Genomic DNA, 17561 nt, shown 5'->3' with positions numbered 1-17561 from the left:
GTGGCATGTACAACGCGTATCGGATGGCTAAGCAGTGATGTCTGGGCCTGTACTACTGTTTGATTCAGGTGTGGGCGGCCTTTCGGTTGCCCATGCGCTTCGCCAGCATTATCCGCATCTGGCAATGTGTTATGCCTGTGATAATGCGTGGCTACCCTATGGCCTACGTGATGATGTGACGCTCTCACAGCGTATTGTCTCGGTATGTAAAGCGGCAGTAGATGCCTGTCAAGCGAGTGTCTTGGTAGTTGCTTGTAATACCGCTAGCACCCTAGCGTTAGAGGGATTGCGTGCAACTTTAGATATTCCGGTTGTTGGAACTGTGCCTGCTATCAAGCCTGCTGCGTTGAGTAGTCAGACACGTCACATTGGCTTGCTCGCCACAACGGCGACCGTCAATAGGCCGTATACTCAGACGTTAATTAATAGCTTCGCGAGTGACTGTGTGGTCACCAGGGTGGCGGCAGATGCACTGGTCACAGAAGCGGAAGCGTGGCTATCCGGCATACCGATTAACGAGCAGCGATTAAGCCTAGCGCTAACACCTTTATGGCAGGCTACCCAGGCTAACCCAGCACTCGATACGGTTGTGCTGGGCTGTACCCATTTCCCACTGTTGAAAACTGAGCTAATCCGGTTGTCGCCGGTACCCTTGGTGTGGGTGGATTCTGGCGACGCAATTGCCCGTCGGGTAGGGCAAGTGGTACCGACCATAGCCAACAGCGCTCAAGATGGGCGTTGCTTCACGACAGCATCGGCGTCGCAACTTGCTAACGGGTTGGCACGCTTTGGTTTTCACGCACCACAACGATTAACGATTCCTAACGCGGTGTAGTCCCTCTGTTAGGTTGTTTGTTTCTATTGATGTTTTTTTAATTAAATGAGGAACTACCTTGGCGATCCCCACTGTAGAACCAGAACGCTATGCCGAACAGCTCGCTGAAAAGCAAGCCTACGTGGAGAAAACCTTTGCAGCGTTCACCACGCCCACGCTTGAAGTCTACCCCTCACCGCCAAGCCACTATCGGCAACGCTGCGAATTTCGTATTTGGCATGAAGATGATGACCTCTTCTACGCCATGTTTGAGGTCGATTCGCACAATCCCAAAAACAAGCGTGTCGTGCGTTTGGATCAGTTCCCTGTCGCTAGTGAGCATATCAATGCGCTGATGCCGCGTCTGCGAGAAGCGTTTCTTGCCAGCGATGAACTTCGTCGGCGCTTATTTCAAGTTGAGTTTTTAACCACGTTGTCGGGCGAAGCCTTGGTAACGCTGATCTACCACCGTCCGCTAGGCGAAGCCTGGGAAGCCGAAGCGCGCGCACTGGAGGAGACGCTTGGCATCATGATTATTGGTCGCTCTCGCAAGCAGCGCTTGGTGCTAACCCGAGATCATGTGTGGGAGCGCTTAACCGTTGATGGCCGTGAACTGGTGTATCAACAGGTCGAAAACAGTTTTACTCAGCCGAATGCGCATATCTGCCAGACCATGCTTAGCTGGGCTAAGGAGGCCACCGCTGGACGGCAAGATGAAGACTTGGTGGAGCTTTACTGTGGTAACGGTAATTTTACCATTGCGTTAGCGGATAACTTCCGCCGCGTTTTGGCGACTGAAATTTCCCGCACCTCGGTTGCCAGCGCTAACGTCAATCTGGACGCTAACGGTGTAGCTAATGCTCAGGTCGCAAGAATGTCCGCTGAAGAGTTCGCCTTGGCGCTAAAGGGCGAGAAAACAGGTCGCCGAGTGGCGGAGATGGCGTTGGATGCGTATGAGTTTTCCACCGTGCTAGTCGATCCACCAAGAGCGGGTCTGGACGCCGAAAGTTGTCATCAAATCAGCGAATACGCTCAAATCGTCTATATTTCATGCAATCCTGCAACGCTAGCCGAAAACTTAACCATACTGACTCAAACACACCATATTGAACGGTTCGCGCTTTTTGATCAGTTTCCGTTTACCGAGCATTGTGAATGCGGTGTATTACTCACACGAAAGAGCGCTGGGCAATAGAGAAGTTGCCGATAATGTTTAAGAGCTCTTGTCAATAGTGCTTATGATGCATAAGCGGCATACACCATGAATAAGCTGTCAGATGGTTAGGGGGATAAGCAACGGTAGCGTAAGCTAGTGGATAGTGTGGCCTAAAGGCCTATTGTCCTTCGTTTTTTGGCCTAAATTGTGGCCCCAGGCAGTCGAGGTGATGGATGCATTACGTTGCGATTGAAGAGAGTCGGCGGGATCTTTTGAAGCAGCTACAAGAGCGATTGGATGCGCGACTGGAGCCGGAGCGAGCGGCAGATGTCGAAGCCTTTGCTCGCCACTTCTACGCCACGGTACCCGTTGAAGACTTGGTTGACCGGCGTTTAGACGACTTGTATGGGGCCACACTGTCGATTTGGCAGTTTTTACAGCATCACGATCCCCAAAATCCCAAGGTGCGCATCTTCAACCCCGACTTTGAAGAGCATGGCTGGCAGTCAACCCACACCTTCGTTGCCGTTTTGCACGAAGATATGCCATTTTTGGTTGATTCGGTACGGATTGAGCTTAATCGTCGCGGACTGACGGTTCACGCTATTCAGAACGCTGTGCTTGCCGTGGCGCGTGACGGTCAGCATCAGCTCAAAGCACTTGCCTCGCCAAGAGATGAAGATGCGCCTGAGGCGCGTGAGTCGCTGATGGTTATTGAAGTGGATCGTCACTCGGATCCTGAATCGCTGACCAAAATTGAGAATAAGTTACATGAAGTGCTACGTGATGTTAGAACCGCAGTCAGCGATTTTGACGAGATGTGCGGTCAAATCACGTCGGCTATTCAAGAGTTAGAGAAAAACTGCCCCCCGCAAATTGATCCTGACGATCATGAAGAGGCCATCGCGTTTTTAGAGTGGCTGCTCAAAGACAACTTTACCTTCCTGGGTTACGACGAGTACCTGCTGGAAGGCAAAGAGCTGCAGCGCGATCCTAATAGTGTTCTGGGGGTTTTCCGCCTTGATCAGCCGCGTTACCGTGAGCGTATTCGCACTGAAGAGGGGGTTGATGAGAATGGCGACTATGTATTAGTACCCCAGCTACTGTCGTTTGCTAAAAGCGCGCATCACTCCCGGGTGCATCGCCCCACGTACCCAGACTACATTACCGTTGATCGCTATGACGACGACGGCAATGTGATCGGCGAGCGGCGCTTCTTTGGCTTGTTCACATCTACGGTTTATAACGAATCGCCACGCAATATTCCGCTGCTGCGTCGCAAGTTGAAAGCTGTGATGGATATTGCCGGGTTTAACCCCCAGGGGCATAACGGTAAACAGCTGTTGCAAGTGTTGGAAGTGTATCCGCGTGATGACCTATTCCAGATCAGCACCGAATCCCTGGCCAGCACGTCGCTCGGTATTCTTAATATCCGCGAACGCCGCCAAGTGCGCTTGTTTATTCGCGCGGACGTCAGCGGTAAGTTCTACTCTTGCTTAGTCTTTGTTCCAAGAGATGTGTTCTCTACCGACCTGCGCCAGCGCATACAAACGATGCTATGCGATGAACTAGACGCTCATTTTGGCGACTTTAACACCTATTTATCAGAGTCGGTTTTAGCTCGTATTCAGCTTATTCTGCGCTTTAATGGTGAAGGACCAAGTCAATACGATCTTAAGCGCTTAGAAAGCAAAGTGGCACGTTTGGCACGTAGCTGGCGTGATGAGCTTCAGGAAGCGATGATTGAAGGCTTTGGTGAAGAGCGTGCCAATCACCAAATGGATAACTTCCATGACGCATTCTCGGCCAGTTACCGAGAAGATTTCAACGCGCGCACAGCAGTGTTTGATGTTCAGCATCTACTGACCCTGGATAGCGGTGACGATCTCTCGTTGTCACTTTATCGCCCCCTGGAAGAGCAAGCGGGCGGTATGAACTTAAAGCTTTTCCATCGTGAAACGCAGATCCCGCTGTCTGATGTGCTACCGATGATGGAAAACCTGGGATTGCGCGTTATTGGCGAGCGTCCTTATGACATTAATGCTCCGCAGCAGCGTTACTGGATTCATGACTTCGAGCTGGAACATAGTCGCGAAGGCGTTAATTTAAGCGAAATGCGTGACACCTTCAGCGAAGCGTTTAAGCGTATATGGGCCGGTGAGGCGGATAACGACGCTTTTAACCGTCTGATAATTGGTGCTGGCCTTGATTGGCGTGAAGTCGCCATGCTGCGCGGTTATGCCCGTTACCTTAAGCAGATTCGCTTTGGTATGTCGCAGGATTACATCGCAGCTACTCTAGCCAATTACCCGGTAATCACTCAGGCGCTCGTTGAGCTATTCCGCTTGCGCTTTGATCCCAAGCATCAGCCAAGCAGCTTAGATGACTGTATTGCTCGTTTAAATGAGAACCTGGAAAGTGTCGCCAGCCTCAATGATGACCAGTTGCTGCGTCGCTTTATGGAGCTTATTCAAGCGACTCTGCGCACTAACTACTACCAGAAAGCGGATGATGGCCGTTTTAAAGATTACATCTCCTATAAACTGGAGCCCTCGAAAGTTACGGGCATGCCCAAGCCCCGTCCGGCATTTGAGATTTTTGTCTGTTCACCCCGCGTAGAAGGTGTTCACCTGCGTGGTGGTAAAGTCGCTCGCGGTGGCTTGCGCTGGTCAGATCGCCACGAAGATTTCCGTACGGAAGTGTTAGGCCTGGTAAAAGCCCAGCAGGTGAAAAATGCGGTTATCGTGCCTGTGGGAGCTAAAGGCGGTTTCGTATGCAAACGCATGCCAGAAAATGCTGATCGTGAAACCCAGCAGAAAGAAGGTATCGCCTGCTACAAAATATTTATTCGCGCACTGCTGGATGTCACTGACAACCTAGTGGGTGGTGAAGTTGTGCCACCGCAAAATGTGGTACGCCATGATGGCGACGATAGCTACCTTGTCGTTGCTGCTGATAAAGGGACCGCAACTTTCTCGGATATCGCAAATGAGATATCCATAGAGTATGGCCACTGGCTCGGGGATGCCTTTGCTTCTGGCGGTGCTAACGGTTACGACCATAAGAAAATGGCAATTACCGCGCGTGGTGCCTGGGAATCCGTCAAGCGTCACTTCAAAAACCTCGACGTGAATACCCAACAAGATTTGTTCACGGTAGTGGGCATTGGCGATATGGCCGGCGATGTTTTCGGCAATGGCATGCTGCTGTCGGATAAAATCCAGCTGGTAGGCGCATTTAACCACCTGCATATTTTTGTCGATCCGAACCCCGACGCAGAAGCGGCTTTCGCCGAGCGTAAGCGCATGTTCAATCTGCCGCGCTCCAGTTGGGAAGACTACAATGCTGAACTGATTTCACAGGGGGGCGGTGTTTTTAGCCGCAGCGCGAAATCGATTCCGATTACTCCGGAAATGCAGCAGGTGTTTGGTATCGAAGAAACGCGCCTTTCACCCAATGATCTGATCCGCGCCATGCTGAAGGCGAAGATTGATCTGTTGTGGAACGGTGGTATCGGCACCTATGTGAAGAGCTCCGATGAAACCGACGCCGACGTGGGCGACAAAGCCAACGACGCGCTGCGTATTAACGGCGCTGAGTTGAATTGCCGCGTTGTTGGTGAGGGCGGAAACTTGGGCTTGACCCAGCGTGGCCGGATGGAAGCGGCCGCTAAAGGTGTGCGCGTTTATACAGACTTTATCGATAATGCGGGCGGGGTTAACTGCTCTGACCATGAGGTCAATATCAAGATATTGATTGATGAAGTGGTTAAACGTGGTGACATGACCGACAAACAGCGTAACCAGCTGCTATCAGATATGACCGAGGAAGTTGCTAACCTAGTCATTCTCGATAACTATCGTCAAACCCAAGCGCTGGATCTGTCAGAAATTCTGTCTCACCAAGGCATGGGGCCATACCGTCGCTTTATCAGTGAGCTTGAGTCAGCCGGTCAAATTGATCGTGAATTAGAGTTCTTGCCTGGCGATGATGTGCTTAAAGAGCGCGCCAGTCATGATCAGGGCATGCGGTTACCTGAGCTGTCGGTGCTGATTTCTTACGCTAAGAGCACCCTGAAAGGCGATTTGATCAACTCTGATGTGCCGGATGATCCCTACATTCATCGTCATTTAGAACGCTTGTTCCCTGAGGTGTTGACGGAACGCTACCAGACCGAGATGTACGACCACCGTCTGAAGCGTGAAATTGTTGCCACCCAAGTGGCCAACGATCTAGTTGACCACATGGGTATCGTCTTCGTTCGTCGTCTAATGGACTCTACCGGCGCAGGTCGAGCTGACATTGCTCGTGCTTACGTGGTCGCTCGAGACGCGTTTAACCTGACGGCACTGTGGGAACAGATTGAGGCGCTGGACAACCAAGTGCCGAACCGTGTGCAGTACTCAATGATGCTCGACCTGATGCGCATGATTCGCCGCGCGACGCGCTGGTTCCTGCGTCAGCATTTGGGATTGTCGACCCAAGATACAATTGAGTACTTCGGACCTCGCCTTGCTCAACTGCAAGAAGGGATTGGTGAACTGCTCAGCGGAGAAGAGAAGGCGACATGGCGTAAGCGTTGTGACGAGCTGCTAGAAGCAGGAGTGCCAGAAGCGCTAGCCTCTACGGTGGCTGCATCGCCTAGTCTCTATGCAGGTTTGGGCATTATTCACGCAGCACGGGTCACCAATGAGAAGCCTCAGCGTGTGGCCGAAGTGTTCTACGAAATTGGCAGCCGTCTAGAGCTACCTTGGATTATCCAGCAGGTGACCCAGCTGGAAGTGCGTGATGCGTGGCAAGCGCAAGCGCGAGAAACCTTCCGTGACGATATTGATCGCCAGCAACTGGCACTAACGACCAGTGTTCTGAAGCTGGAAGCGGGTAGTCGTGACACTCAAGAGCGTGTGGCTCAGTGGCTTGAGCAGCACGCCGAGCTACACCGCCGCTGGTGCCACCTGATTGACGAGGTGCGCGGTGGCAGTGAAGGTGGTTTTGCACTGTTTGCCGTCGCCGTACGTGAACTGGTCGACCTTGCTGAAAGTGATAGCGAAGCGTAAGTCGCAAGCTAGCTATCGACTTGCTCGATAAGTAACACCACCTACCGCGCCCTGAATCAGGGCGCGGTTTTTTTATAACGGTTCTTGAGACCGTTCTTGATACCGCTCTTGTGATCGCTTTTTCACGGCATTGCCTTTCTCGCCGCTCAGCGCTGCGAAGATAACTTGATTTACGCTATACTCTGCGCGCCGCGCGCTATGTCGTCTATTTGCCCACATGTAGCGTGTTCGCTCGTCTGCTTTATGCCCACTGCTCTGGAGAGCCTCGCTGATGTATAACTTCGCCCGTTCGCTGTTGTTTCGACTCGATCCAGAAACGTCTCATGGGTTGGCGCTGGGTGCGTTAGATACTCTGCATCGGGTGGGTGGTGTGCAGCGGGTATATGGTGAGCCTGTGAGCGACCCTGTCGAACTGATGGGGCTGCGTTTTAGTAATCGGGTAGGGCTTGCCGCAGGGCTGGATAAAAATGCCGATCACTTAGATGCGCTGGGCGCGCTGGGCTTTGGGTTTGTAGAAGTAGGCACCGTGACGCCCAAAGCGCAGCCAGGCAACCCGAAGCCACGCCTGTTTCGGCTTGCAGGCCACGAGGCGATCATTAACCGCTTTGGATTTAATAACAAAGGGGTTGAGCACCTTGTCGCCCAGGTGAAAAAGCGCCACTACAGAGGCGTTTTGGGTATCAATATTGGCAAAAACTTAACCACCTCTGTGGAAAATGCGCTCGATGATTACCTGCTTTGTTTAGAGGCGGTGCACAGCGTGGCTGATTATATTGCGGTCAATATTTCCTCGCCTAATACGCCCGGGCTGCGGACATTACAGTTTGGCGAGCAGCTGGATGCACTGCTTGGGCCTATTCGTTCGCGCAGCCAAGCGCTGGACAGCGCGTTAGGCCGCAAGGTACCGCTACTGGTTAAAATCGCCCCAGATATGAGTGAAGAAGAGGTCGCCCTGGTGGCTGGCAGTATTGCTCGTAATGCGCTGGATGGTGTTATTGCGACAAATACTACGATAGCTCGCGATGCCGTTAAGAGTGACCCTCAGTCAGAAGAGGCGGGTGGGCTTTCTGGAAAACCCGTTTTTGAAGCATCGAATAGGGTGATTCGCCTGTTACGCGCGCAACTGCCAACGCTGCCTATTATAGGTGTGGGCGGGATTGATAGCGGTGAGGCTGCTGCTGCTAAAATTGCCGCTGGCGCAGACTTGGTGCAGCTCTATTCAGGGTTGATCTACCAAGGGCCTGGGTTAGTGAAAGCGTGCGCCGAGGCATTGAAACAGCCATAATTGAGCAATAAAAAAGCCCGCTTGTCAGCGGGCTCCGTACTCCAAATGTCATGTTTAAAAAGGTAAAAAAACTAGGTCATCACCATGGGGTTTTTATGGATACCGGAGACGCCGGTCATCCCGTCCCACTGATCACCGCGACCTTCACGCCAACCACTCATCCAATATTCGCGTAAATTGACATCTTGACTGGGGCAGTCATCTCGGGAGCGACCCGTAATGCCCGCTTTATAGCCGTGAACATAAGCCCGTTGGAAGCGATCACGTTTTTGTCGTTTCATTGGCTAACCTCTTTTCACGAAAGCCTTTGATAAGAAAAGCACGCTGGGCAAAAATGCTATATTTGCATCAGTGCTATTTCGATAGATAACTTTGGCAAGCCGCCACTCAACGCTAGTGCCTAGCACTCACGTGCTGAACGGGCAAAGCGGCAGACTCGACAAATTAGGGTCTTGAAAGCAAGTTGCTTATAAAACCCTGACAAACAACGCATGCGTTTTTCAGTAGCTACACTCTTATTGTTAGCTCATTATGGGGTCACTTGTCGACCATCAAATTGTCATAAGACGTAAACTCATTTGCCATATATAGGAATATCGCGCTCTTACGCGCGGCGATAAACATGACTGAGTCGAGCCAAACTGCCCCTCTAAACCTCCTTGCTACCTGCCCCAAAGGCATTGAAGGCCTTTTAGCTGATGAGCTTTCAGCGCTAGGAGCCGAGCCAGGTAAAACGACCGTGGCGGGCGTTTATTTTTCCGCCAATCTAGCAACCGCCTATCGCATATGCCTATGGTCACGGCTAGCTAACCGCATTATTTTGCTGTTGGCTCGGGAGCCGATGATTGATACCGCTGAGCAAGTGCGTGACGTGGTTGCCCGGCTTCCCTGGACACAGCATTTAACGCCAGGCAAAACGCTGGCGGTAGATTTTCATGGTCGCAGCGACCACATTCGCCATACTCGGTTTGGTGCCCAGACGGTGAAAGATGGCGTTGTTGATTCGCTGCAGCTAGCAGGTCAGGAGCGTCCAAATGTTGATACCAAAACGCCTGATCTGCGCATCTACGCCCACCTACACCGCGCTAACTTAAGTCTGGGAATTGATCTTTCAGGCGAAAGTTTGCACCGCCGTGGCTACCGCCGTGATGTTGGACATGCACCGCTGAAAGAGAACTTGGCAGCCGCATTGCTAGTGCGTGCTGGCTGGCCTGAACGAGCAAAAGCCGGTGAGCCGCTGTTAGATCCGCTATGCGGTGCAGGCACGTTGCTGATTGAAGCGGCGCTAATGGCTGCCGACCAAGCGCCCAATCTCAATCGGGAGCGCTTTGGCTTTCAGGGCTGGGCAGGCCACGACGAGCCGCTGTGGAAAGAGTTAAAGCGCGAAGCTGAGGCACGGGCGTCGATAGGCCGTAAACGCTGTAAAACGGCGCTGGTGGGCTTTGATCAGAGTCCGGCGGCATTGACAGCAGCGAAAGCTAACGCCATGCGTGCGGGCATTCCTGCGCTAATTACCTTGCATGGGCAGAGCCTAAGTCAGCTAAGCAGGCCAGAGACTATTACTGCCGAACGTGGGCTATTGATAACTAACCCGCCTTATGGCGAGCGCTTAGGCGAATTGCCTGAGTTGGTGCGTTTGTATGCCCAGCTGGGAGAAAAGGCGAAAGCGCTGTTTCCCGGTTGGACACTGGCGCTGTTTACCGGTAACCCCGATTTGGGGCATCGCCTTGGGCTACGTGCTCACAAGCAGTATGCGCTGAAGAACGGTGCTCTGGATGCGAAGTTGCTGCTGATGGAAATTGCCACTCACACGGCCAGCATGCCAGGCAGTGACAGCGTTTCTTCTGTCTCAGAAAATGGTGGAGAGGCGCAGCAAACAAGTACCAGTGCCAAGCCTGCTGTGTCGGAAAATGCCCAAATGTTTGCCAACCGACTGGCGAAAAACCAAAAACGTCTGAAAAAGTGGCTCAAGAAAAGCGCTGAGACTTGCTATCGTGTTTACGATGCTGATATGCCGGAGTATGCGTTGGCAGTCGATCGTTACGGTGACCGAGTGCACGTTCAAGAGTACGCCGCACCCAGCTCAATTAACCCCGCTCAGGCGCAAAAGCGCTTGTTTGATGCCTTGGAAGTGCTGCCAGATGCCCTCGGCGTCGACCCAGGCAAGGTGTATATAAAGCGTCGTGAGCGGCAAACGGGCAGTGCCCAGTACCAGAAACGGGATGCCAGCGGTGAACGCTTTGAAGTGCAGGAAGGTGACGCTCGGTTGTGGGTTAACCTGCGTGACTACTTGGATACCGGCTTGTTTTTGGATCATCGCCCAGTGCGCCGCCTGCTTAACGAGATGGCTAGCGGGAAGCGCTTCTTAAACCTGTTTTGCTACACTGCCACAGCAACCGTGCAAGCAGCCTTGGGCGGTGCAAGCGACAGCGTCAGCGTCGATATGTCGAATACCTACCTTGAGTGGGCGAGAGACAACTTTGCGCTGAACAAGCTGGACCCAAGGTTACACCGAGTGGTGCGGGATGACTGTTTCCGTTGGCTTGAAACCGCGAACGCCGAGTTTGACCTGATCTTTATGGACCCGCCGACATTTTCTAACTCCAAGAAAATGCGCGATACCCTTGATGTTCAGCGTGACCATCCGCGGCTGGTGGAACTGGCCATGGCGCGTCTTGCGCCCGGCGGTACCCTGGTGTTCTCGAACAATCAGCGGCGCTTCAAGTTAGACGAGGGGCTCAGCGAGCGCTATGCAGTGGAAGATATTACATCGCGTACGTTTGATCCGGATTTTCAACGCCGAACCAACCTGCATCACGTGTTTTTGCTACGCCATAAAGCGTAAGGGCACAAAGAGATCGGATATGATTCAGCTGTCGATTTATACAACGTTAGGCTGCCACTTGTGCGCTCAGTTAGAAGCGCTGGTGGTAACGTTGGCGAACCAAGAGGTATCGCTGCATCACATTGAAATCAGCGACGACGATACGCTAGCGGAGCGTTATGGCGTACGCATTCCGGTTTTGATGGATGCTAATGGGGAAGAGCTGGATCGAGGCTTTGATCTTGATAAGCTGAGCGCTTGGTTACAAGCGCGCGGCTGGTTGGATGAGGCTGCGCTGGCGGCACTTACCACACCGCCCGAAAATGCGCCGCCAATTGGCGCGCATCAGCGCAATGGACGGCGCTACTTGGGTTGAGATAGCCCTTGAGACAGTCCTTGAGACAGCCCTTGAAACCGCTCTTAAACCAGCCTTTAAGGTTTGAATCATTGTCGCTAACATGGAGTTAGATGCACCTAAAGTGCATCAAGTAGCGACAACTGCCGCATGGCTTCCTGTCCTTCGGGCGTATGATCGGCTGCTTCCAGTACCTTGCGAAACCCTCGCGAGGCCTGGATAGTGGCCTCATCTTCCATCCACATTTGTGCTTGCTCCAGGGTATCTGCCAACTGATGCTTTAGCCCGCCAAACTGGGTGCCGATTTGCCCCCAGGCGCGGCTGAAAATCCAGTCGCCAAACATATCCTGGTGAATATGCACCAACACATAGTCATGGTCGGTTTCCCAGCGTACGATCACACCCATCTCCTTAACTGCTTCTTGATCATGCCTGCACAGCAAGCCGTTGCGGGCGTATTGTAAAGCCCGGATACGAAAACGCCTATGAAACTTGTTATCGACGCTAATATCCCCGCCGCAGACCTCTGTTTTGAATCGTTTGGCACACTGCATCGCTTGCCTGGGCGTGAGATCCGTCCTGCCGATGTGGCTGATGCCGACGCACTGATAGTGCGCTCGATTACTCAGGTCAACCACGCGCTGTTGGCACAAAGCCCTGTCCGTTTTGTGGGTACCTGCACCATTGGCACTGACCATATTGATCGCGCGTTATTAAGTGATCGCGGCATTGGCTTTGCTAGTGCGCCTGGCTGTAATGCTGACGCCGTGGTGGACTACGTGCTTAGCAGCTTGCTGCTGATGAGTGAGCGACAAGGTTGGTCGTTGCTGACACGTAGGGTGGGTATTGTGGGGGCTGGCAACGTTGGCAGCCGTTTGCAGCAGCGTTTGCAAGCATTGGGTGTGGAAACCATGGTGTGTGATCCGCCTCGCGCAGAAAAAGAACATCCTGGAAAAGGGCCCGCAGCAGTGCAGGAGGCGGGCCTGTTTTGCTCGCTGGATAGCGTCATCGAACACTGCGACGTAGTGTGCCTGCATACTCCGCTGGTGAAAGAGGGCCCCCATGCCACGTATCAACTGCTTAATGCTGAGCGTATTAATGACCTAATCCCTGGGACCGTGTTGCTAAACGCCGGGCGGGGCGACTGTATTGACGGTCTGGCGCTACGTAGTCGTTTAGCGGGTAAAGGGGATATCACGGCGATTCTCGATGTTTGGGAAGATGAGCCGGAGATTGATGCCGGGTTGCGTGATTTGGTAGCGCTGGCGACACCACATATTGCCGGGCATAGCCTTGATGGCAAGTTGCGTGGTACGTGGATGATTCAGCAGGCGCTGGCTCAGCATATCGAGCGGCCAAGTGGCGTTACGTTTAGCGAACTCTGCCCGCGACCCGCGCTGTCAGCATTAACGCTGCAGCAAGCGATGCCGATAGAAGAAGCACTCCGGCTATGCACGCGCGCGGTTTACGATGTGCGCCGCGACCACGATGCGTTGCAGCGGCACGTGTTTCACCAGGGAATCAAAAAGGGCTTTGATGACTGCCGGTCAAATTACCCACTGCGTCGAGAGTTTGCCACGCTGCGCGTGTTGTTAGAGAACGACGCAACGGTGTTGGAAGCGCCATTGCTGGCGGCTGGTTTTCAAGTGCGCTGCGTATAGCTGTGTGGTGACGGTGTGTTGATTGTGAGGTGGTGTTTAGAAAGCACAAGGCCCGCATTTGCGGGCCTTGTGTGTTATGCAGCTAGCGAACATGCGTTTACTGACGGTAAGCCGCTTCTTTCAAAGCGCGAATGCGATCGTCCAGCGGCGGGTGGCTGGCGAACAGCTGCTCTAGCAAAGAGCGGGTTTGGCCTTTAGTAATAGCCATCGCGCGCAGGGTATCCGGCATCTGGTCAGGCATTTCAGTTTCCGCTTTCAGACGTGCCAGCGCATTCACCATTGCGCCGGTGCCCGCTAGGCGTGCGCCTGCCTCATCAGCACGGTATTCACGATAGCGTGAGAACCAGGCAACGATTGCAGAGGCGACAAGACCAAAGACGATTTCTGCCACGATCACCACGGCAAAATAGCCGATAAAACCAAGGCCACCTTCGCCGTCGCTACGGCTTCTTAAGAAGTTGTCGACTAACTGAGCCACGACCCGAGCAAAGAACATAACAAAGGTATTCACGACGCCTTGAATCAGCGCCAGCGTGACCATATCGCCGTTGGCCACGTGGCCGATTTCGTGGGCCAGCACCGCGCGCACTTCTTCAGGGCGCATACGGTTTAATAGGCCCGCTGAAACGGCGACTAATGCATCGTTCTTATTCCAGCCGGTGGCAAACGCGTTGGACTGCTGAGCAGGAAAAATGCCCACTTCTGGCGTTTTAATACCCGCTTCGCGGGAAAGTTCAGCCACCGTATCCAGCAGCCACTGCTCCGTTGAATTAGAGGGTGTTTCGATAATCACGGTGCCAGTCGAACGCTTTGCCATCCACTTGGAAATAAACAGCGATATTAGCGAGCCGACCATGCCGAAGATAAAGCAGAAAATCAGCAGGCTAGTAAAGTTGATACCCTGACTGCTTAGGTAACTTTCCACCCCAAACAGTCGCAGCGTTAAGCTGGCAACCAGCAACACCGCTAAGTTAGTGGCTAAAAACAGCACAATTCGCATCATGGTGCAGGTTCTCCCTCAAAGGTCATTAAAAAGCGTTAGTGGAATGACAGTTTAGATACGTGCTGTTAATGTCAGTTTCAAGTCGCCGTTTTATTGATGGCTATTTTTATTGACGATAACGAGACAAGAAATTAGCAAAGCGATCAAGCGCATCACCCAACTGATCGGCCCATGGCAGAGTAACAATGCGCACGTGATCCGGTTCTGGCCAGTTGAACGCAGTGCCTTGCACCAGCAGGATTTTTTCCTGGAGCAATAAATCCAGCACCAGCTGTTGGTCATCCTTAATGTTAAACACCTTGGGATCTAAGCGGGGAAAGGCATACAGCGCGCCTTTAGGCGTCACGCAAGAGACCCCTGGAATGGCGTTAAGCTTTTCTATCGTAATATCTCGCTGAGCCAATAGTCGGCCGCCCGGCAGAATCAAATCATTGATTGACTGGTAGCCACCCAGTGCGGTCTGGATAGCGTGCTGGGCTGGGACGTTAGCGCACAGGCGCATTGAGGCCAGCATGGTTAATCCCTGAATGAAATCACTGGCACGCTGTTTGGCTAGCGTGCCGGAAATGGTCATCCAGCCGGAACGAAAGCCCGCGCAGCGGTAGCTTTTCGATAGCCCATTCATGGTAATGACCAGTTGGTCATCATCCGCCAATGCACCCGTGGCAGTGTGCTCTACGCCGTCATAAAGAATCTTGTCGTAGATCTCATCGGAGAACACCACCAAATTGTGCTCTTGGGCAATATCCAGCACTTCCCGTACCACTTCAGGCGGGTAAACCGCGCCGGTAGGGTTGTTCGGATTGATAATCACAATAGCCCGGGTGCGGCTGGTAACTTTGGCGCGGATGTCTGCTATGTCCGGTGCCCAATCGGCTTGTTCATCGCACAAGTAGTGTACGCCGTGACCGCCAGATAAATTCGCTGCGGCGGTCCATAGCGGGTAGTCAGGGGCAGGGATCAGTACTTCATCACCGTCGTTTAATAGCGCCTGCATGGACATCACGATCAGCTCGGAAACGCCGTTGCCGATGTAGATATCTTCAATGCCAACCCCGGGAATCCGTTTACGTTGGCACTCTTGCATAATTGCCTTACGCGCCGAGTAAAGGCCTTTAGAATCACAGTAGCCCTGGGCAGTGGGCAGGTTGCGCATCACGTCTTGAAGAATCTCTTCCGGTGCCTCAAAGCCAAATGGCGCCGGGTTGCCAATGTTAAGCTTTAAAACTCGCTGGCCTTCTTCTTCCAGGCGCTTGGCATGGTCGAGCACTGGGCCGCGAATGTCGTAACAGACGTTATGCAGTTTGTGCGATTTTTTCAGCGTGTGTGATTCTGTAGGCTGCGGGGTGTCCATGGGGGTTATTATCCAAAATGTCCTGTGGCCGTGGGTGTTACTGATGATCAGCCCATTATGCGTCGGATTGTAGGTGGCTGTCTTCGTCGTTTTGTATCGGTGGCGGTGGAATATCACCTGGGGTTTCTAAAGTAAGCCTACCGAGCTTGCCATCGCGTAGTTCGTGAAGCAGTACTTCGGCACCGCGGTGTATGTCGACCTCGCCACCGGGGCGTAAGCCGCCGCGCTTACTCGCAATTTCTTTCAAAATGGCGTGGCCGTCAAAACCGGCAATGGCTAAGAAGTCCGGCTTTTGTGGGCCATCAGCATCCACCTCTTGCGCTACGGGCGCTTCATAAGTCGGCAGCGCCTTTAACTTATAGCGGGCGGTCAACTCTGCAGGATAGCGCTTGGCAAGCTCGGCACTGGTGACGATGGCTACATCGGTATACTCAATCGCAGTATCACGAATTGCACCGCTAGCAGCCAGACGATAGGCGCTAGCCTGGTCTTCAATTTTTGGCCATAGCACCCCAGGGGTGTCGATCAGCGCGACGCGGCCGTCGATACGCACCTTTTGTTGGCGCTTGGTGACCGCGGGCTCATTGCCAGTTTTAGCAATTTTGCGGCCAGCAAGCCCGTTGATCAGCGTCGATTTTCCGACGTTGGGAATGCCCATCACCATCACGCGGACATCTCTATCTGCACGTACCGCGCCTGCCAGCTCGTGGCATAGCTTAGGGATTTTTTTAAGCTCGCGAATATTGGTAGTGGTAATTGCCAGGGCGCGGGTATCTTCTTGGGCATCGAAAAAAGCTACCCACTCAGCAGTACGTTCAGGGTCGGCAAGATCCGCCCGCGACAAAATCTTCAATACCGGCTTATGGCGAGTCAGCTCGGCCAGCATCGGGTTGGCGCTGGAGTAGGGCAGACGCGCATCAAGTACTTCAATCACGACATCAATTTCGGGCAGCGCGTCCTTAATCTGGCGGCGGGCCTTGTTCATATGTCCGGGGAACCAGCCGAGCATGAGTTTCTCCTAATTAGCGCAAAGCAAATACAAGCACGAAAAACGGGCACAAAAAAAGCGGGCTGCCATTCTAGCAGATGGCGCCCGCCTTTCTGACGTTGAACGAGGATTTAGTGACGATTACTCGTCAGGATGAAACTCTAGTGACACCGAATTGATGCAGTAGCGCAACCCCGTCGTGTCTGGCGGACCGTCAGGAAATACGTGACCCAGATGGGCATCGCAGTGGGAGCAAACAACTTCAGTGCGCCGCATGCCGTGGGAGGTATCGCTGTGCTCTTCAATGCAGCGTGTTCCCAGTGGGCGATCAAAGCTTGGCCAGCCGCAACCCGCATCAAACTTATGTTCGTTTTCAAACAGCGGCGCATGGCAGCACACACAGTGGTAAATACCTTGGGCATCACTGACCTGATAATCTCCGGTGAAGGGGCGTTCAGTGCCTTTCTCACGTGCCACATGGTACTGTTCCGGGGTGAGTTGCTTGCGCCATTCATCAGGGGATTTTTCTATTTTCGCCATGGGGATCTCCTCTCCCTCTGGTTATCGTTAAACAGAGGCTTACTAAGCAGGCTAGCGTATCACTACGCACAGTGACAGTAGATAGCCTGTTCAGGTTCAGCATGTGTGAAAGGTAAGAAAACCGCCAGTGTGGCGTTTACACGCTAGCGACATTACCGTGACGGTGTAGCAAGTATATGAGAAATAAGCGGGTGCTCTTATATAAAGTGCTGGGGGGATCAAAGCACCCCATTTAGCAGGCGCGGCTCGTGGCAGGATAAAACGTTTCGATTTCAGAGTGCTTGACAGCACATTAAGGGCTGAGTAATATACGCGCCACCTCGACGAGGCAATGAAACGTCCCATTCGTCTAGTGGTCTAGGACACCGCCCTTTCACGGCGGTAACAGGGGTTCGAACCCCCTATGGGACGCCACTTACTCTTATAGAGTTAGTGGTATAAAGTAAGAGGTCGTCAAGGTATCGGAATTGCGGGAATAGCTCAGTGGTAGAGCATCGCCTTGCCAAGGCGAGGGTCGAGAGTTC

Annotated in this window: 13 protein-coding genes and 1 tRNA gene; 8 read left to right on the top strand and 6 right to left on the bottom strand. The window is 53.0% G+C overall.

The window, feature by feature from the left end:
- Nucleotides 1–37 precede the first annotated feature (37 nt).
- From murI to JFC11_RS00055, 4 genes are all read left to right on the top strand, one after another.
- Nucleotides 38–835, top strand: a complete 798-nt coding sequence (murI, locus tag JFC11_RS00070) for a glutamate racemase (RefSeq protein ID WP_038482557.1) — start codon at nt 38–40, stop codon at nt 833–835.
- A gap of 58 nt (nt 836–893) precedes the next feature.
- A complete protein-coding gene (trmA, locus tag JFC11_RS00065; protein WP_198348425.1) occupies nt 894–2009 on the top strand; it encodes a tRNA (uridine(54)-C5)-methyltransferase TrmA in 1116 nt (371 codons plus the stop codon).
- 194 nt (nt 2010–2203) lie between these two features.
- Nucleotides 2204–7027, top strand: a complete 4824-nt coding sequence (locus tag JFC11_RS00060; protein WP_038482563.1) for an NAD-glutamate dehydrogenase — start codon at nt 2204–2206, stop codon at nt 7025–7027.
- Nucleotides 7028–7298: 271 nt separating this feature from the next.
- Nucleotides 7299–8312, top strand: coding sequence for a quinone-dependent dihydroorotate dehydrogenase (locus tag JFC11_RS00055; protein WP_120385490.1), 1014 nt, complete (start codon nt 7299–7301; stop codon nt 8310–8312).
- Between the two features lie 71 nt (nt 8313–8383).
- On the opposite strand, the gene rmf is transcribed toward JFC11_RS00055, so the two are convergent.
- Nucleotides 8384–8593 (bottom strand): ribosome modulation factor, encoded by a 210-nt coding sequence (gene rmf, locus JFC11_RS00050; protein WP_009722578.1) that lies wholly within the window; start codon nt 8591–8593, stop codon nt 8384–8386.
- A 341-nt stretch (nt 8594–8934) separates the two neighbouring features.
- Here rmf and rlmKL point away from each other — a divergent pair, with 341 nt between their 5' ends.
- On the top strand, nt 8935–11157 hold the full coding sequence (rlmKL, locus tag JFC11_RS00045; protein WP_038482570.1) for a bifunctional 23S rRNA (guanine(2069)-N(7))-methyltransferase RlmK/23S rRNA (guanine(2445)-N(2))-methyltransferase RlmL: 2223 nt from the start codon (nt 8935–8937) through the stop codon (nt 11155–11157).
- A 19-nt stretch (nt 11158–11176) separates the two neighbouring features.
- Nucleotides 11177–11512 (top strand): glutaredoxin family protein, encoded by a 336-nt coding sequence (locus JFC11_RS00040; protein WP_095602345.1) that lies wholly within the window; start codon nt 11177–11179, stop codon nt 11510–11512.
- Between the two features lie 98 nt (nt 11513–11610).
- Here JFC11_RS00040 and JFC11_RS00035 read toward each other — a convergent pair whose 3' ends face one another.
- Nucleotides 11611–11892 carry a hypothetical protein gene (locus tag JFC11_RS00035; protein ID WP_038486583.1) on the bottom strand — a complete coding sequence of 94 codons (282 nt, stop codon included), beginning with the start codon at nt 11890–11892 and terminating at the stop codon, nt 11611–11613.
- 84 nt (nt 11893–11976) lie between these two features.
- Between JFC11_RS00035 and pdxB the strand changes: the two genes are divergently transcribed.
- Entirely contained in the window at nt 11977–13152 is a 1176-nt protein-coding gene (gene pdxB / locus JFC11_RS00030; protein WP_198348424.1) for a 4-phosphoerythronate dehydrogenase PdxB, read from the top strand.
- A 97-nt stretch (nt 13153–13249) separates the two neighbouring features.
- On the opposite strand, the gene htpX is transcribed toward pdxB, so the two are convergent.
- From htpX to msrB, 4 genes are all read right to left on the bottom strand, one after another.
- Nucleotides 13250–14155 (bottom strand): protease HtpX, encoded by a 906-nt coding sequence (gene htpX, locus JFC11_RS00025; RefSeq protein ID WP_038482579.1) that lies wholly within the window; start codon nt 14153–14155, stop codon nt 13250–13252.
- A 106-nt stretch (nt 14156–14261) separates the two neighbouring features.
- Nucleotides 14262–15509 carry a pyridoxal phosphate-dependent aminotransferase gene (locus JFC11_RS00020; protein WP_038482582.1) on the bottom strand — a complete coding sequence of 416 codons (1248 nt, stop codon included), beginning with the start codon at nt 15507–15509 and terminating at the stop codon, nt 14262–14264.
- 55 nt (nt 15510–15564) lie between these two features.
- The gene (gene ylqF / locus JFC11_RS00015; RefSeq protein ID WP_193085087.1) at nt 15565–16518 is read right to left on the bottom strand and encodes a ribosome biogenesis GTPase YlqF; all 954 of its coding nucleotides are present in this window, start codon (nt 16516–16518) and stop codon (nt 15565–15567) included.
- A gap of 120 nt (nt 16519–16638) precedes the next feature.
- On the bottom strand, nt 16639–17037 hold the full coding sequence (gene msrB / locus JFC11_RS00010; protein WP_038482587.1) for a peptide-methionine (R)-S-oxide reductase MsrB: 399 nt from the start codon (nt 17035–17037) through the stop codon (nt 16639–16641).
- A 338-nt stretch (nt 17038–17375) separates the two neighbouring features.
- Here msrB and JFC11_RS00005 point away from each other — a divergent pair.
- Nucleotides 17376–17451: transfer RNA gene (locus tag JFC11_RS00005), tRNA-Glu, on the top strand.
- Nucleotides 17452–17561: the final 110 nt, after the last annotated feature.

Source organism: Vreelandella alkaliphila (assembly GCF_016107625.1).
GTDB lineage: Bacteria > Pseudomonadota > Gammaproteobacteria > Pseudomonadales > Halomonadaceae > Vreelandella > Vreelandella alkaliphila.
Note: the sequence above shows the minus strand (reverse complement) of the source record. Positions and strands in the feature narration are given on the sequence as shown.

Bases quoted from the DNA above. Each gene is read 5' to 3' on its own strand.
- JFC11_RS00055 (WP_120385490.1), top strand. From the start codon at position 7,299: ATGTATAACTTCGCCCGTTCGCTGTTGTTTCGACTCGATCCAGAAACG.
- JFC11_RS00040 (WP_095602345.1), top strand. From the start codon at position 11,177: ATGATTCAGCTGTCGATTTATACAACGTTAGGCTGCCACTTGTGCGCT.
- rlmKL (WP_038482570.1), top strand. From the start codon at position 8,935: ATGACTGAGTCGAGCCAAACTGCCCCTCTAAACCTCCTTGCTACCTGC.
- JFC11_RS00060 (WP_038482563.1), top strand. From the start codon at position 2,204: ATGCATTACGTTGCGATTGAAGAGAGTCGGCGGGATCTTTTGAAGCAG.
- JFC11_RS00020 (WP_038482582.1), bottom strand. From the start codon at position 15,509: ATGGACACCCCGCAGCCTACAGAATCACACACGCTGAAAAAATCGCAC.
- msrB (WP_038482587.1), bottom strand. From the start codon at position 17,037: ATGGCGAAAATAGAAAAATCCCCTGATGAATGGCGCAAGCAACTCACC.
- htpX (WP_038482579.1), bottom strand. From the start codon at position 14,155: ATGATGCGAATTGTGCTGTTTTTAGCCACTAACTTAGCGGTGTTGCTG.
- rmf (WP_009722578.1), bottom strand. From the start codon at position 8,593: ATGAAACGACAAAAACGTGATCGCTTCCAACGGGCTTATGTTCACGGC.
- pdxB (WP_198348424.1), top strand. From the start codon at position 11,977: ATGAAACTTGTTATCGACGCTAATATCCCCGCCGCAGACCTCTGTTTT.
- murI (WP_038482557.1), top strand. From the start codon at position 38: ATGTCTGGGCCTGTACTACTGTTTGATTCAGGTGTGGGCGGCCTTTCG.
- ylqF (WP_193085087.1), bottom strand. From the start codon at position 16,518: ATGCTCGGCTGGTTCCCCGGACATATGAACAAGGCCCGCCGCCAGATT.